This is a genomic window from Paracoccus chinensis (assembly GCF_900102885.1).
In the GTDB taxonomy this organism is placed as follows: domain Bacteria; phylum Pseudomonadota; class Alphaproteobacteria; order Rhodobacterales; family Rhodobacteraceae; genus Paracoccus; species Paracoccus chinensis.
Genome location: NZ_FNGE01000005.1, coordinates 160,905 through 175,484, shown reverse-complemented (window position 1 = coordinate 175,484; position 14,580 = coordinate 160,905). Strand labels below are relative to the sequence as shown.

13 protein-coding genes are annotated in these 14,580 nt (G+C 69.9%); 1 reads left to right on the top strand and 12 read right to left on the bottom strand.

Features of this window, described 5'->3' with window-relative positions; all coding sequences use genetic code 11:
* Nucleotides 1–108 precede the first annotated feature (108 nt).
* From BLQ03_RS07355 to BLQ03_RS07330, 6 genes are all read right to left on the bottom strand, one after another.
* Nucleotides 109–456, bottom strand: a complete 348-nt coding sequence (locus BLQ03_RS07355) for a COG4315 family predicted lipoprotein (RefSeq protein WP_090754365.1) — start codon at nt 454–456, stop codon at nt 109–111.
* Nucleotides 457–613: 157 nt separating this feature from the next.
* On the bottom strand, nt 614–1,777 hold the full coding sequence (locus tag BLQ03_RS07350; protein ID WP_090754363.1) for an alpha-hydroxy acid oxidase: 1,164 nt from the start codon (nt 1,775–1,777) through the stop codon (nt 614–616).
* Nucleotides 1,778–1,805: 28 nt separating this feature from the next.
* A complete protein-coding gene (locus tag BLQ03_RS18245; protein ID WP_175558786.1) occupies nt 1,806–2,318 on the bottom strand; it encodes a hypothetical protein in 513 nt (170 codons plus the stop codon).
* Between the two features lie 165 nt (nt 2,319–2,483).
* On the bottom strand, nt 2,484–3,464 hold the full coding sequence (gene ribD / locus BLQ03_RS07340) for a bifunctional diaminohydroxyphosphoribosylaminopyrimidine deaminase/5-amino-6-(5-phosphoribosylamino)uracil reductase RibD (protein ID WP_090754487.1): 981 nt from the start codon (nt 3,462–3,464) through the stop codon (nt 2,484–2,486).
* A gap of 17 nt (nt 3,465–3,481) precedes the next feature.
* The gene (gene nrdR, locus BLQ03_RS07335; RefSeq protein WP_090754485.1) at nt 3,482–3,940 is read right to left on the bottom strand and encodes a transcriptional regulator NrdR; all 459 of its coding nucleotides are present in this window, start codon (nt 3,938–3,940) and stop codon (nt 3,482–3,484) included.
* 95 nt (nt 3,941–4,035) lie between these two features.
* Entirely contained in the window at nt 4,036–5,592 is a 1,557-nt protein-coding gene (locus tag BLQ03_RS07330) for a DNA recombination protein RmuC (protein ID WP_090754362.1), read from the bottom strand.
* 105 nt (nt 5,593–5,697) lie between these two features.
* On the opposite strand from BLQ03_RS07330, the gene BLQ03_RS07325 reads away from it, so the two are divergent.
* Nucleotides 5,698–6,252: an NADPH-dependent FMN reductase gene (locus BLQ03_RS07325; protein WP_090754360.1), complete on the top strand. Its 555-nt coding sequence runs from the start codon at nt 5,698–5,700 to the stop codon at nt 6,250–6,252.
* A 3-nt stretch (nt 6,253–6,255) separates the two neighbouring features.
* Here BLQ03_RS07325 and BLQ03_RS07320 read toward each other — a convergent pair whose 3' ends face one another.
* The 6 genes from BLQ03_RS07320 to BLQ03_RS07295 form a co-directional block, all read right to left on the bottom strand.
* Nucleotides 6,256–6,717: a BLUF domain-containing protein gene (locus tag BLQ03_RS07320; protein WP_090754359.1), complete on the bottom strand. Its 462-nt coding sequence runs from the start codon at nt 6,715–6,717 to the stop codon at nt 6,256–6,258.
* A 69-nt stretch (nt 6,718–6,786) separates the two neighbouring features.
* Nucleotides 6,787–8,766: an RNA polymerase sigma factor RpoD gene (gene rpoD, locus BLQ03_RS07315; protein WP_090754357.1), complete on the bottom strand. Its 1,980-nt coding sequence runs from the start codon at nt 8,764–8,766 to the stop codon at nt 6,787–6,789.
* Nucleotides 8,767–8,893: 127 nt separating this feature from the next.
* Complete coding sequence (gene dnaG, locus BLQ03_RS07310) at nt 8,894–10,774, bottom strand: DNA primase (RefSeq protein ID WP_090754356.1); 1,881 nt, start codon at nt 10,772–10,774, stop codon at nt 8,894–8,896.
* 7 nt (nt 10,775–10,781) lie between these two features.
* Nucleotides 10,782–11,369, bottom strand: coding sequence for a TetR/AcrR family transcriptional regulator (locus BLQ03_RS07305; protein ID WP_090754354.1), 588 nt, complete (start codon nt 11,367–11,369; stop codon nt 10,782–10,784).
* Nucleotides 11,370–11,422: 53 nt separating this feature from the next.
* Nucleotides 11,423–13,423 carry a capsular polysaccharide biosynthesis protein gene (locus tag BLQ03_RS07300; RefSeq protein WP_090754352.1) on the bottom strand — a complete coding sequence of 667 codons (2,001 nt, stop codon included), beginning with the start codon at nt 13,421–13,423 and terminating at the stop codon, nt 11,423–11,425.
* 2 nt (nt 13,424–13,425) lie between these two features.
* Nucleotides 13,426–14,538, bottom strand: a complete 1,113-nt coding sequence (locus BLQ03_RS07295) for a polysaccharide biosynthesis/export family protein (RefSeq protein ID WP_090754483.1) — start codon at nt 14,536–14,538, stop codon at nt 13,426–13,428.
* Between the last annotated feature and the right edge of the window lie 42 nt (nt 14,539–14,580).

Sequence of the window (14,580 nt, the reverse complement as noted above, 5' to 3'; positions counted from 1 at the left end):
CGGCCAGCCTCCAAGGGTGCCTGACCGGAAGCCGGCCCTATACACGGGTGCCGGAGGATTGGAAAGTGAGAAGATCGGCCGGCTGCGAGGGCCCGCGCGGGCGGCGGGTCAGGGCTTGAGGACGTGCCAGACCCCGCCCTTGCCGTCGCCCGTCACGTCACCGGGATTCTGGTCGCCGATGTAGTAATAGACGGGCTTGCCCTTGTAGGCCATCTGCATGGTGCCGTCGGTGCGCGGGACCAGCGTCCAGTTCGGCCCCATCTCGCTGCCCTCCTGTCCCAGGACGGGCGGCCAGTTGACGGCGCACTGGTCGTAGCAGGCCGAGGTCCCGCCGCTGTCCTGGTCGAAGGTGTAAAGCGTCCGGCCATTCGCGTCCGTGGCGACGGACTGCGCCTGCGCGGCGCCCAGGGTCAGCAGGACGATCCCCCCCGCCGCGAAGCCTGAACGAAGTCTCATGGTGGTCCCTCCCGGAGCATGATGCATCGGAGTCCTGCCGGCAGCCGCGACGACCCGCCTGCTCCCGCGCGGGGAAGAAAACTGCCGGATGCCATGAACATACGCCTTCCGGGACGCTGCGTCACATTCAATCTGCCAGCCCCGAGCGGGCTGCGGCTCAGACGTAGTCGCGGCTCCATTCCGCGGGGACGAGGGCGTTGTGGCGGCCGACGTTGCGGATGTCGCGCTCGCCGCACAGCGCCATGGTGATGTCCAGTTCCTTGCGGATCACCTCCAGCGCGGCGGTCACGCCCTCTTGCCCCAAGGCGCCGAGACCATGGACCCAGGCCCGCCCGATCCAGGTCGCATGCGCCCCCAGCGCCAGCGCCTTCAGCACGTCCTGGCCCGAGCGGATGCCGGAATCCATGTGGATCTCGACCCGGTCGCCCACGGCGGCCACGATCTCGGGCAGCATCCGGATGGAACTGAGCGCGCCGTCGAGCTGCCGCCCGCCGTGGTTCGAGACCACGATGGCGTCCGCGCCGAAGTCGGCGGCGATGCGGGCGTCCTCGGCATCCAGGATGCCTTTCAGGATCAGCTTGCCGCCCCACAGGTCGCGGATGCGCGCGATCTTGGTCCAGTCGAGCTGCGGGTCGAACTGCTCGGCCGTCCAGCTGGCGAGGTTGGCGGTGTCGGTCACGCCCTTGGCATGGCCCACGATGTTGCCGAAGAAACGGCGCTTCGTTTGCAGCATCTCGATCCCCCAGCGCCAGCGGGTCGCGAGGTCCGCGATGGAGGAAGGGGTCAGCTTCGGCGGCGCCGAAAGCCCGTTCTTGAGGTCCTTGTGCCGCTGCCCGAGGATCTGCAGGTCCAGCGTCAGCACGAGGGCCGAGCAGTTCGCGGCCTTGGCGCGGGCGATGATGTTCTCCAGGAACTCCTGGTCCTTCATCACGTAAAGCTGGAACATGAAGGGCCGGGTGGTGTGCAGCGCCACGTCCTCGATCGAGCAGATCGACATGGTGGACAGGCAGAAGGGCACGCCGAAGGCCTCGGCGGCGCGGGCCGCCTTGATCTCGCCATCCGCCCGCTGCATCCCCGTCATCCCCACGGGCGCAAGGCCCACCGGCATGGAGACCGGCAGCCCCACCATGTCCGAGGCGAGGCTGCGGCCCGTCATGTCCACGGCCACCTTCTGGCGCAGGCGGATCTTGGAAAAGTCGGTCGTGTTCTCGCGGAAGGTCTGTTCGGTGTAGCTGCCCGATTCCGCATAGTCGTAGAACATGCGCGGGGTGCGCGCCTTGTGCAGGCGCTTGAGGTCGTCGATGCAGGTGATGACGGGCATGGGTATCCTCTGGGGGTGAACGGCCGCTTCAGCGGGGCAGGCAGCCGGCGGCGGTGGGGTCGGCCGTGCCGGGGGGGCAGGGCGGAAGGTCGGCAGGAGCCGCATCGCCGTCCAGCATCCGGCGCGCGCGCTCGCGCAGGGCCCGCGCACGGGCGGCGGTTTCCGGGTCGGTGTCTGGGGCGGACTGTGAGGGCGCGGCGCTGACCGAGACGCCCGCCGCGCCCGGATCGCGGCGGGACAGTTCCTCGGCGCGATCCCGCAGCGCGGCGGCGCGGCGGGTCAGGGCGGCGGTATCCGCAGGGGTCCCCTGTGCGGCGGCAGCACGGGCGGCCGCCTCGGCGCGGCGGGCGCGCAGGGCTTCGCCCACGGCCTCGGGATCGGCGGCCGCCTCGGCGGCATGGGCGGGGATCGCGGGCGGGGCGTTCAGCTCGGACAGCGGCACAAGGCGGGGATAGGCATCGTCCGCGCCGCCGCAGGCCGCCGGCAGCACGGCAAGCGCGGCAAGGCGGCAGAAGCGGGAAAAGGTGGCGCGAACCGGCATCGGGCGCAGGATAGAAAGCCCGGAGGATGGCGGCAAGGCAGACCAGCGCGCGCTTGAGGCGCAGTAGGCCGGGAAGAATCCTTTGCCTTGTGCCCGCGCGCTCTGAACCGGGGCTTGTCAGAGAATATGCTTCGGGCCTTTTCCAGAGGGCAGCCGCGCCCTGTCCTACGCTTTTCGGACCCAGCGGTGGAGCACGTCGCCACCCAGTGCCCGGGTCTCGGCCAGCCGGAAGCGCGGCGCATCGGCCAGGGCAGCCAGTTCCATTGGCGCCACGGCCGCGCGCCCGTCGCCGCCCAGGACCACGCCGGCGGTATGGCCGACCAGTTCGTCCACCAGCCCCTCGGCCAGCAGCGCGGCGGCAAGCTGGCCGCCTCCTTCGCAGAAGACCCGCGTGATCCCGCGGCGGCCAAGCTCGGCCAAGGCCTCGGCAGGCGGGCCGGGCAGCACCCACAGGGGGCCGTGGTCGGCATCCTCGTGAGGCAGGGGCGGGATGGCGCCGTTCGCCAGCACCACCCTCACGGGCTGGCGGACGGGGCCGAAGCCGCGCACGTTCAGCGCCGGACGGTCCGCCCGCGCCGTGCCCGCGCCGACCATGACGGCGTCGTGCATCAGGCGCAGCAGGTGGACATGGCGGCGCGCGGCCTCGCCCGTGATCCAGCGGCTTTCGCCGGTAGCGGTGGCGATCCGCCCGTCAAAGCTGGTGGCGAGTTTCAGCGTCACCATCGGGCGGCCCCTGGTCACGCGGCTCAGGAAGCCGCCCTGCAGGGCGGCGGCTGCCTGGGCCCGCAGCCCCTCGGTGACCTCGATCCCGGCGGCGCGCAGCATGGCATGGCCGCGCCCGGCGACGCGCGGGTCGGGGTCGGTCAGGGCCGTGGCGACCCGCGCCACGCCCGCATGGATCAGTCCTTCGGCGCAGGGCGGGGTGCGGCCGTGGTGCGCGCAGGGTTCAAGGGTGACATAGGCTGTGGCGCCGCGCGCAGCCGGACCGGCCATGTCCAGGGCCATCCGCTCGGCATGGGGGCGTCCGCCGGGCTGGGTCCAGCCGCGACCCACGATCCGGTCCACGGCCACCAAGACGCAGCCCACGGCGGGGTTCGGCCAGACGTTGCCCAAGCCCCGCCGCGCCAACCGCAGCGCGTGGTCCATGTGGCGCAGGTCGGGGGTCACTCGGAGGCCGGACGGAGTTCCGACACAAAGCGGTCGAAGTCGTCCGCCGCTTGGAAATTCTTGTAGACGCTGGCAAAACGCACATAGGCGACCGTGTCGATCCGGGCCAGCGTGTCCATCACGATCTCGCCGATGACCTTGGACGGGATGTCCGTGTCGCCCATGCTTTCCAGCCGCCGCACGATGCCCGAGATCACCTGGTCGATGCGCTCGGACTCGATCGGGCGCTTCTGCATGGCGATGCGGATGGAGCGGGCCAGCTTGTCGCGGTCGAAATCCTCGCGCCTCCCATTGGATTTCAGCACGACCAGGTCGCGCAGCTGCACCCGTTCATAGGTCGTGAAGCGCCCCCCGCAGGAGGGGCAAAAGCGGCGGCGGCGGATGGCGACGTTATCCTCGGCCGGGCGCGAGTCCTTGACCTGGGTGTCGGCGTTTCCGCAGAAGGGGCAGCGCATCGGTTCGTCCCCATGCATCCATGACTGTCCTTTAGAATAGGGACTGTCGCAGGATTTGCATAGGGGATGCAGCGAATCACTACATCTGGACGGACCTACGACATAGGCGCAGTCTGCCCCTGTTCCCCCGCTTCCAGCAGCCGCAGGGGGGGCGAGGCTTCGGCATCGTGATCGACCGAGATGCGCTTCTGCGCCCGCGCACCCAGGGCGCGCAGCTTCTCGACCTGTCCGATCACGTTGCCCCCGCCGCGGGTCAGCCGGTCCATGGCCTGCCCATGCGCCCGCACCGCCCCGTCCAGAGACTTGCCCACGTCCTCCATCGCGTCCACGAACAGCGCGAGCTTGTCGTAAAGGTGGCCCGCGCGCTGGGCGATCTCCATCGCGTTGGTTTCGCGCCGCTCGACGGCCCAGATGTGATCGACGGTCCGCAGCATGGGCATCAGGGTCATGGGCGTCGCCAGCACGACCCGCTGGTTCAGGGCCGAAAGCCCGAGGTCGGGATCGACGCGCAGGGCTTCCGACAGGGCGCCCTCGATGGGGATGAACATCACGACGTAATCGACCGAGGCGTCGTCGATCCGCTGGTATCCCTTGTCCGACAGCGTCGCTACATGGGTGCGGATTGCCGTGACATGGCGCCTCAGCGCGGCGTTGCGGTCGCCCGGCACCTCGGCGTTGACGGCCGTCTCGTAGTCGTTCAGCGAGACCTTGCTGTCGATCACCAGCACCTTCCGGCGCGGCAGGTGCACGACCACGTCGGGGCGCCACAGCTTGCCGTCCTCGGCCCGCCAGCTTTCCTGCGTGACGTAATGCGTTCCCCGTTCTAGCCCCGAGCCTTCCAGCACCCGTTCCAGGATCATCTCGCCCCAGGCGCCCTGCCGCTGCTTCTCGCCCTTCAGCGCGCGGGTCAGCGCCACCGCGTCGCGGCCGATCTCCTCGGATCGCCGGTGCAGCCCCTCGATCTGTTCGCGCAGCATGGCGCGCTCCTCGTCGGCGGCCTTGTTGCGGGCCTGCAATTCTGTCTGGAAGCCCTGCACCTGCTCGCGGAAGGGGGTCAGCAGGGCAGCCAGACGTTCGCTGTGGGCCTTTTCCAGGTCGGCCCCCTGACGGCGCAGGGACTCATCCGCCATCAGGCGGAACTGGCCGCTCATCTCCTCGCGCAACTCGCGCAGCAGGGCCAGGTTCTGCTCGGCCGTCTCGCGGTCCTTGGCGGCGGCAAGGCGCACCTCGGCCAATTCCCGCCCCTGCCGGGCCAGTTGCGCCTGCGTCTCGTCCAGCGCGCGGCGCAACTGGGCGCGCTCGCCTTCCAGTTCGGCCGCGCGGGTGGATGCGGACTCAAGCCGGGTCGCGGCGCCCGCAAGCTCGCGCTCAAGCATGGCAAGGCGTTCGCGGCTGGCATGCAGGGCGTCGCGCAGCTCGTCCCGTTCGTCGCCCAAGTCCTCGAGCCGCTGGGTCAGCCCGTCCAGCCGGGCCGTGGCCTCGGCCGCGCGCAGGCCCGCCGCCTGCGTCTCGGCCTTTGCGTTCAACGTCGCCGCTTGGGCCGCCGCAAGAGCGCCGGCCTGCCGCCGCAGGATTACCAGCAGGATTGCCACCGCGACGGCCAGCGCCAGGGCCAGCACGCGCATCGCCTGAAGATCGCCCACCCACGCCATCGCCGGTCCCCCTGTCACGGACTCGTGGTGTTGCCAATCCGTTCGGGAACATCAACAAGCTTTCGCACTTGTCCCTAACAGATGCTGAAGATCAGGAGAGCTGCCATGTCCCGCACCGTTGCCGTCCTTGTCGGGTCGCTGCGTTCGCAGTCGATCAACCATACCGTTGCCAAGGCGCTGGCGAAGGTCGCAGAGGGCGGGCTGGCCTTCGACTTCGTCGAGATCGGCGACCTGCCGCTTTACAACGACGACCTGTGGCACGAAGGCCGCGGCCCCGAGGCGGTCGAGCGGATGCGCGCGCAGATCGCGGCGGCCGACGGCGTGCTGCTGGTGACGCCGGAATACAACCGCACGGTGCCCGGCGTTCTGGTCAACGCGCTGGACTGGGGCAGCCGTCCCTGGGGCCAGTCGGTGTGGGTGAACAAGCCCGCGGGCTGCTGCGGGGCGGCGACCGGCGCCATCGGCACGGCGGCGGCGCAACTGGCGCTGAAGGCGCAGATGGTCACGCTGGGCATGGTCGTGATGGGCCACCCCGAGTTCTACCTGAAGTTCGAGCCCGAGAAATTCGCCGAGGACGGCACCGTCACCGACGAAAGCCTGCGCGGCTTCCTGAAGACCTACACCGACGCCCTGGCCGCCCATATCGAGCGGCTCTGCTGAGGCTCAGTTCAGCAGGGACTCGCGTTCCCGCAGGAAGGCCAGCATCCCCGCCGCGTATTCCTTCCGTTCTCGGATCACGACGGGATGATCGGCCAGCCAGCGAAGGACCGAGGCCTCGCTGCGCGTGGAATAGCCCATCCGCCAACGGGAAAACTGTCGCTCGGCCTGCGTGCCGCGCGCCAGATAGGTCAGGTTCCGGTGCCGGGGGTCGCGCTCGATCCGCTCCATGATGGCGGCCAGGTTGTCGGGCTGGCCTTCGAGCCATTGGAAGAAGAAGCCGTCCTCGTGATGCAGGAAGCCGGTCAGGTCGAAGCGCTCGTTCCAGCGGCGCGCCTTGTCCATCAGCACCCGCGCCATCTCGCTGCCGGGACGGATGTCGGTCTCGCTGCGGTAGAGGATAAAGGAAATCGCAGCCATCATGCCCACCGGCGCCATGAACCAGATCAAGAGCTTGAGCTGGATCATGGGGTCGCCCGGAGGTTGACGATACTGCGAATGCGCCCGTTAATCTTTTATTAACCCGGGCGCCCCGCGTCACTGGTCGAGGAAGGACCGCAGCTTGCGCGAGCGCGAGGGATGCTTGAGCTTGCGCAGCGCCTTGGCCTCGATCTGGCGGATGCGTTCGCGGGTCACGCTGAACTGCTGGCCCACTTCCTCCAGCGTGTGGTCGGTGTTCATGCCGATGCCGAAGCGCATCCGCAGGACCCGCTCCTCGCGGGGCGTCAGCGAAGCCAGAACCCGCGTCGTCGTTTCCTTCAGGTTCTCCTGAATGGCCGAGTCGAGCGGCAGGACGGCGTTCTTGTCCTCGATGAAATCGCCAAGCTGGCTGTCCTCCTCGTCCCCGATGGGGGTTTCGAGCGAGATCGGCTCCTTGGCGATCTTCATCACCTTGCGGACCTTTTCCAGCGGCATCTGCAGCTTTTCGGCAAGTTCCTCGGGCGTCGGTTCCCGGCCGATCTCGTGCAGCATCTGCCGCCCCGTCCGGACCAGCTTGTTGATCGTCTCGATCATGTGGACCGGGATGCGGATGGTCCGCGCCTGGTCCGCGATGGACCGGGTGATCGCCTGACGGATCCACCAGGTCGCATAGGTCGAGAACTTGTACCCGCGCCGGTATTCGAACTTGTCCACCGCCTTCATCAGGCCGATGTTGCCTTCCTGGATGAGATCAAGGAACTGCAGCCCGCGGTTCGTGTATTTCTTGGCAATCGAGATCACGAGGCGCAGGTTCGCCTCGACCATCTCCTTCTTGGCCTGGCGGGCTTCCTTTTCGCCGCGCTGGACCTGGTTCACGATCCGGCGGAATTCTTCGATGTCTACGCCGACGTGCTGGCCGACCATGGCCATCTCGCCGCGCAGGTTTTCCACCTGCGCGCGCGAACGCTCGAACAGCGCCTGCCAGCCGCGGCCCTTGTTCTGGATCATGCGGTCGATCCAGGTCGGGTCGAGTTCCGAGCCGCGATACGCGTCGATGAACTCGCGGCGGTTGATGCGGGCGGCGTCGGCCAGCTTCACCATGCCCGAGTCGATGGTCACGATGCGCCGGTTGATGCCGTAGATCTGGTCAACCAGCGCCTCGATGCGGTTGTTGTGCAGGTGAAGCTCGTTCACCAGCCCGACGATGCGGGTGCGAAGCTGCTGATAGGCGGCCTCGTCGGCGGCGGAAAAGGTGCCGTCCTCGTTCAGCGTGGCCGACATCCGGTTGTCCTGCATATGCGCAAGATCTTCGTAGTCGTCGGCGATGGCTTCCAGCGTTTCCAGGACGCGCGGCTTGAGGCTGGCTTCCATCGCGGCCAGCGACAGGTTCTGGCCGTCGTCATCCTCGTCCTCGTCGGAATCGCGGCGCAGCGGGTTGCCGTCGGCGTCCAGTTCGTCGCCCCAGGACTTGGTGCGCTCGGCGGGCGCGGCCTCGGCCAGCGGCAGGTCCACCGGCAGATCGTCCTCGTCCTCGTCGGCCATGGACCGGCCGAAGGTCGTTTCCAGGTCAATGACGTCGCGCAGCAGGATCTCCTCGTTCAGAAGCTCCTGCCGCCACATGGTAATGGCCTTGAAGGTCAGCGGGCTTTCGCACAGCCCCGCGATCATGGTGTTGCGGCCGGCCTCGATCCGCTTGGCGATCGCGATCTCGCCCTCGCGCGACAGCAGCTCGACCGAGCCCATCTCGCGCAGGTACATCCGCACCGGGTCGTCCGTGCGGTCGAGCTTCTCGGTCTCGGGCGCGGCCACCGCGATCTCGCGGCTGGTCGAGGCGGGGACGACGGCGCCGCCGGTCTCGGCTTCCTCGGTCTCTTCGTCCTCGATGACGTTGATGCCCATCTCGGACAGCATCGACATGACATCCTCGATCTGTTCCGAGGACACCTGTTCCGGGGGCAGGACCGCGTTCAGCTGGTCATAGGTGATGTAGCCGCGTTCGCGCGCGTCGGCGATCATGCGCTTGACGGCCGCCTGGCTCATGTCCAGCGAATGATCGTCGTCCTTGGCTTCCGGCTTGTCGTCGTCGTCCTTGGCCATGGGGCGGTTCCTTTCAAGCTGATTCGCGAATCATGCGAATCGGATGCCGGGATTCCGGCGGTTCTAATCGAAAGACGCCGCCCGGCAAAGCGGACGACGCCTGATTCGGTTCCCTGATTCGCCGCAATCAGCGACGTTTTCGCCAGATTTCCTCGGTCAAGGCCCGGCGAAGCCGCGCCGCCAGTTCGTCGCGGTCCTCGCCAAGGTCGTCCCCGCCGCCCATCGACGGCTGGTCGGCCTGCAGCCGCGCCCGCGCCGATTGGGTGACGCGCCAGGTCAGGCCCTCGTCGGCCAGTCCCTGGATCTCGGCCTCGGCACGCGCGATTTCCTCGCGGGCGGCACGATGGGCCTCGATCCGGTCCAGCGCATTGAGAAGCAGCGGCTCTGCGGTTTCCGTGGCGCCCGCGGGATGGGAAATCGCCGGGGCGCAGCGGACATGGGGATCGGCCATGATGGCGTCAAGGGCGGCCCGCCCCGCGGCACTTGAGGACCCGGCCAGCAGGTCGTGGACCAGCGCGGCGCGGCCTAGGTCCGTTGGCTCCAGCCGCTCCAGCCGCGATTCGACCCGCGCGACCAGGTCCGGATGGGCGGCGCAGAGCGCAAGGATCATCGCCTCGATCAGCGCCTCGCCCGGGTCGGTCGCCACCAGCGCCGAGGCGCGGGTCTGCGGCACCGGCGGCTGGGGCGCGTCGCGGCGGGTTAACCGGCCCTTGGCGGCACGGGGCGGGGCGAACAGCGCCCAGCGCTTGCGCTTGAGTTCCTGGGCGTAATGTTCCCGCGTGGCCTGGTCGGGGATGCGCGCCACGGCGTCGTCCAGCGCCTTGTCCAACGCGGCGCGCCGTTCGGGGCTGTCGAAGACGCGCCCCTCGGTTTCCCGGCGCCAGAGCAGATCCACCAGCGGCTGCGCCCCCTCCAGCACGGCGCGGATCGCGCCCGGCCCGCCTGCGCGGATCAGGTCGTCCGGGTCCTGGCCCGAGGGCAGCAGGGCAAAGCGCAGCGCCTGTCCCGGACCGGCCAAGGGCAGCGCCATGTCGATCAGCCGCATGGCCGCGCGCAGGCCCGCGGCGTCGCCGTCCAGCGCGATCACGGGCTCGGGCGCCACGCGCCACATCAGGCGCAGCTGGTCTTCCGTGATGGCGGTGCCCAACGGGGCGACCGCGCCCTCGACGCCTGCGCGGACCAGCGCGATCACGTCCATGTAGCCCTCGGCCACCACCAGTGGCTGGCCCTTGGCGACCGCCGCGCGGGCAGGCCCGAAGTTGTAAAGGTTGCGCCCCTTGTCAAACAGCGCCGTTTCCGGGCCGTTGAGGTATTTGGCCCGCGCGTTCGGGTCCATCGCCCGGCCCCCGAACGAGATACAGCGTCCCCGTCCGTCGCGGATCGGAAAGATGATCCGCCCCCGGAAGCGGTCATAGGCCGCGCCGCCGTCCTCGGGCTTGGCCGCCAGCCCCGCCTCGATCACCAGCGCCTCGGGAACGCCCGCATCCGTCAGGTGCCGCAGAAGGGCCTGCCGCAGGTCGGGGGCGAAGCCGATCTCGAAGCGGTCCAGCGCCGCCGCGTCCAGCCCCCGGCGCGACAGGTAGTCGCGCGCGGCCCCGCCCGCCCCGCTTTGCAGTTGCAGGCGGAACCAGCGGACGGCGCGGTCCATCACCTCGACCAGTTGCGTGCGCCGGTCGGTCTGCGCACGTTCGCGCGGGCTGCGTTCCGGCATGGGCACCCCGGCCTCCGAGGCCATGACGGCGACGGCCTCCATGAAGCCCAAGCCCTCGGCCTCGCGCAGGAAGGCCAAGGCGTCGCCCTTGGCGTGGCAGCCGAAGCAGTAATAGAAGCCTTTCTGGTCATCGACGTGGAAGGACGCCGTCTTTTCGCCGTGGAAGGGGCAGGGCGCCCACCAGTCGCCCTTGGCCTGGTTGGACCGCCGCAGGTCCCACGTCACCTTCCGTCCCACGATCCGGCTGATCGGGACGCGGTTGCGCAGGTCGTCAAGGAATCCGGGCGGCAGACTCATGCCCCGATCATCCCGCGCCCACCGCCCCGCGGACAAGTCCCCAGTAGTGGTCGGCGACCGCACGGCGGTCCAGCCGCCCGCCCTCGCGATACCAGTTGGTCACGCCCGTCAGCATGGCGATCAGGGCCATGGTGGTCAGCCGGGGATCGGCAAGCCGCATTGCCCCGGCGTCGGCCCCCGCCCGCAGGATGGCGGTCAGAGACTCCTCGTAGCGACCGCGCAGGGTGGCGACGGCGGCGAAGTTGTCCGGCGAAAGGTTGCGCAGTTCCATGTAGCTGAGGAAGACCGCGTCGGTGTGGTCCAGCGAATAGGCGATGTGGAAGCGGACAAAGGCCTCCAGCCGTTGCAGCGGCGGCGCGGCGGGGCCGTCGTTCCAGGCGGACAGCAGGTTTTCCATGTGATCCGTCAGCAGGTTCGCCAGCAGCGCCTGCTTGTCGGGGGTATAGGCGTAAAGTGCGCCCGCCTGGACGCCCACCGCCGCCGCGATCTGGCGCATGGACACGGCCGCATAGCCGTGGCGCGCGAACAGCCGCAGGGCTGCGTCGCGGACAAGCGGGCCGGTGATCTCGGCGCGGGAACCTGTGGTGCGGGCCATGGCCGGGGGTGTAGGCCGAAGCGGTCTCGGGGGAAAGGCCGGCGAGTGCAGGGTCAGCGCCGCCAGATCCAGCTGTGCCCGGCCAGTGCGCCCTGCGCCTTGGCGAGCCAGCGCAGGCCGGGGCCACCCAGCTTCAGGCCGGGGTCCGACAGGCGATCCACCGCGACCTCGACCGGGCAGGGCAGGCCCGAGACCGGGTCGCGGTAGCGGGGATAGGCGACCAGCGCCGCATGGACCAGCGTTTCAAGGTCGATCCGCGCCTGCCTGCGCGGCGGAATGGGCCCCAGATCGCGCGTCAGCCCCCAGCCCGCGTAGAAGGGCGCGCCGAGCGTCGTGACGGGGCGGCCGCGAATCAGCGCCTCGAAGCCCAGCGTCGAGGTGATGGTCCAGACCTCGTCCGCCGCGTCGATCAGCGCGGCGGCGGGGGCCTTCCCGGCAGTCACGTCGGCAAGGCCCGACAGTTCCCCTTCGGGGATCGCGCCGGGGCGCAGGCCGGCTTCGACATCGGGATGGGGTTTCCAGACGATCAGCGCGCCGGGGTTCTCGGCCCGCACGCGCCGGAGCAGGGCGAGGTTCGTGCGTTCGGCCCCCGCGCCCAGGCGAATCGAGGCGTCGTCCTCGACCTGCCCCGGCACAAGGATCACGCGGCGGCCGTCGCGGGGGATCGGGGGCAGTTCGCCCGAAAGGTTGTATTTCGTCAGCGCGGCGTCCCGCAGCCTGGCGATCAAGTCCTGCGCGCGGGCGCGGCCTCCGGGCGGCAGGGGCGCGGCCATCAGTGCCTCGAGGTCGCTCTCGCGGGTCGGGTCGTAGTAGATGCCGCGCCCGTCTGCGACCAGCGACAGCGGCGGGACCAGTTCGGCCCCGAGGCCGCGCGAGCGCAGGAAGCCGTCCTCCACCCGCAGCGCCTGCGGCACCTCGGCGGCACGGTTCGCCCAGGCCAGCGTCACGGCGGGCGAGGGATGGCGCGTGAAGCGGACGCCGCGCCCGTTGCCGAAGAACTGTGCGATGGTGCGGCGCTTCCACAGGCGGATGCCATGGGCGAGATGCCCGTCGCGGTCCTGCCGGAAAGCCCGCGCCTCGGCCTCGATCTGGCGGATCGCCCCTTCCAGGTCGGTCAGCCGGTCCCGGCAGGGATCATACCAGACCGGTGCCATCAGGTGGGTCGCGGCGAACAGCGCGGGCAGGGTGGTCCGGCCCATGCGGCGCGGCACTGGCACCTCGTCGGCGCTGAGGCCCCAGCCCGCGTAGAAGGGCTGGCCGAACAGGCGTGGCCGGTGACCCGCCAGCATCGCCTCGTAGCCGAGTTGCGAACTGACCGCATAGACGGCGGCGGCATCCCCGACCAGCCGCCAGGGCGAGACAGGGGCGTCGCAGAGGATTTCTCCGCTCCGCAGGTCGGCAGGGCCGAGATGCCCCCGGCGCAGCCCGGCGGCGGTTTCGGGATGGGTCCGCAGGACGATGCGCGTCCCGGGGTTCTCGTCCCGGGCGGCATGAAGCATCTGCAGGAAGGTCTCGCGGCCCGCCCCCCGCAGCGAAGCGTCGCCGCGCGTCTGGTCGATCACCAGCACATAGCCGGGCTCGGCCGCGCGCAGGTCCGGCAGATGGGCGTTGTATTTGGACAGGTCCGCCGCGCGAAGCCGCGCGAGCGCCGCCATCGCCTCGTCCCCCCGCGCCGCGGCCTCGGGCGAGGCCGCCAGCGTCTCGATCAGCGAGGGGACAGAGGGATCGAAATGCAGCCCCAAGGGGTCGATCAGCAGGCCGACGGGTCCGCGCCGCCCGACGGGGCTGCGGTCGCGCCCCGGCAGGACGGACCGCAGGAAGGCATCCTCGACCGTGACCACCGCGGCGCCCGTGCGGGCGGCCAGCGCCCGCCCTCTCCAGGCGGTGGGGCTTGCACCCCAGATGCCCACGCAGTCGCCGGGGCCGGGCCGCCCCACGGCCAGCCGCCAGCCTGCGAGGTTCAGGATGCGCCGCAGGCGGGCCTTGGCGAAGAACCCGCCGTTCAGGACGAACAGCCGCCGCTGGCCCGTGGCGCCGGGCGGCTGTTCCGTCATCCTCAGTTGCCGAGGCTGCTCAGCGAGTTGGCGGTGCTGGCGCTGCCGGTGATGGCGCCCAGGGTCTTCTGCCACTGCACATAGGGCGCTTCGGTCACATAGACCGTGTCGCCGTCGCGGATCAGGAAGTCGCGCGCCAGGAACAGCCCGTTCGGCCGCGTCAGGTCCAGAACATAGGCCATGCGCTGGTCGCCGTAGACATCGCGGCCCAGCACGTTGCGGGCAACCGACTGCGGCTCGTTGCGCAGCACGAAGACCCCGGTCGGATCGGCGAGGTTCGAGCTGAGGCCGCCCACCATGGCGATGGCTTCGATGGCGTTGATCTCCTCGGACCCCAGCGGCACCTTGGTCTGGCCGCCCAGCGCGCCCAGCGCGGTGAAGCTGCGCTGGTCTTCCTCGACCAGGATCACGTCGCCGGGGCGCAGCGCCACGTCGTTGCGCGGGTTGGCGTAAAGGTCGCGCAGCCAGACGCGGCCGGTGTTATTGCCACGCTTGACGGTGACCACCGCGACCTCGGGGTCGATGGCGACGCCGCCGGCCTGCGCCAGCATCGCCGACAGGGTGCGCGTCGGCCGCTCGATCGGGTAGACGCCCTGGCCGCCGACCTTGCCCATGACGGACACGGTCGCGCCGTTGCCGGCCACGCGCGTCACCGTCACCTGCGGGTCGGGGGTCTGGGTTTCCAGCTGGCGCGTGATGATCTGGCGCAGCTCGTCGGGCGTGTTGCCCGCCGCGCGCACCCGGCCCGCGTAGGGCACGAAGATATAGCCTCCGCTGTCCACCTGCAGTTCCTGCAGCGGCGTGTTCGACTGGCCCATCGAGGCCAGAAGCCCGTCGTCCACGTTTTCCCAGATCGTCAGGCCCAGCACGTCGCCGGGCCGGATCTCGTCCGCGCCGACCGTGCCCGCGCTGAGGAAGTCCGACCCGAAGCCGTAGGAAGGCGTGTAGGAGGACGCCCGCGCCACATGGTCGTTGACGAACAGGACATGCGTGTTGCCGCCCCGGTCCACCGAGCCCTTGTAGATCTCGTTCTTGTTGGGGCCCGAGCGGGGCAGGGCGCAGGCAGCAAGAAGGGTCATCGAGGAAAGCGCCGCGATCCGAAGCGCGACCCGCATGGCGCCGCCCCGTGCGGCGGGGGTGAGGGGAAGGTCAGCCAA

Excerpts from the sequence above, each read along its gene's own strand:
- BLQ03_RS07355 (WP_090754365.1), bottom strand. The coding sequence starts at position 456 with ATGAGACTTCGTTCAGGCTTCGCGGCGGGGGGGATCGTCCTGCTGACC.
- BLQ03_RS07350 (WP_090754363.1), bottom strand. The coding sequence starts at position 1,777 with ATGCCCGTCATCACCTGCATCGACGACCTCAAGCGCCTGCACAAGGCG.
- BLQ03_RS18245 (WP_175558786.1), bottom strand. The coding sequence starts at position 2,318 with ATGCCGGTTCGCGCCACCTTTTCCCGCTTCTGCCGCCTTGCCGCGCTT.
- ribD (WP_090754487.1), bottom strand. The coding sequence starts at position 3,464 with ATGGACCACGCGCTGCGGTTGGCGCGGCGGGGCTTGGGCAACGTCTGG.
- nrdR (WP_090754485.1), bottom strand. The coding sequence starts at position 3,940 with ATGCGCTGCCCCTTCTGCGGAAACGCCGACACCCAGGTCAAGGACTCG.
- BLQ03_RS07330 (WP_090754362.1), bottom strand. The coding sequence starts at position 5,592 with ATGGCGTGGGTGGGCGATCTTCAGGCGATGCGCGTGCTGGCCCTGGCG.
- BLQ03_RS07325 (WP_090754360.1), top strand. The coding sequence starts at position 5,698 with ATGTCCCGCACCGTTGCCGTCCTTGTCGGGTCGCTGCGTTCGCAGTCG.
- BLQ03_RS07320 (WP_090754359.1), bottom strand. The coding sequence starts at position 6,717 with ATGATCCAGCTCAAGCTCTTGATCTGGTTCATGGCGCCGGTGGGCATG.
- rpoD (WP_090754357.1), bottom strand. The coding sequence starts at position 8,766 with ATGGCCAAGGACGACGACGACAAGCCGGAAGCCAAGGACGACGATCAT.
- dnaG (WP_090754356.1), bottom strand. The coding sequence starts at position 10,774 with ATGAGTCTGCCGCCCGGATTCCTTGACGACCTGCGCAACCGCGTCCCG.
- BLQ03_RS07305 (WP_090754354.1), bottom strand. The coding sequence starts at position 11,369 with ATGGCCCGCACCACAGGTTCCCGCGCCGAGATCACCGGCCCGCTTGTC.
- BLQ03_RS07300 (WP_090754352.1), bottom strand. The coding sequence starts at position 13,423 with ATGACGGAACAGCCGCCCGGCGCCACGGGCCAGCGGCGGCTGTTCGTC.
- BLQ03_RS07295 (WP_090754483.1), bottom strand. The coding sequence starts at position 14,538 with ATGCGGGTCGCGCTTCGGATCGCGGCGCTTTCCTCGATGACCCTTCTT.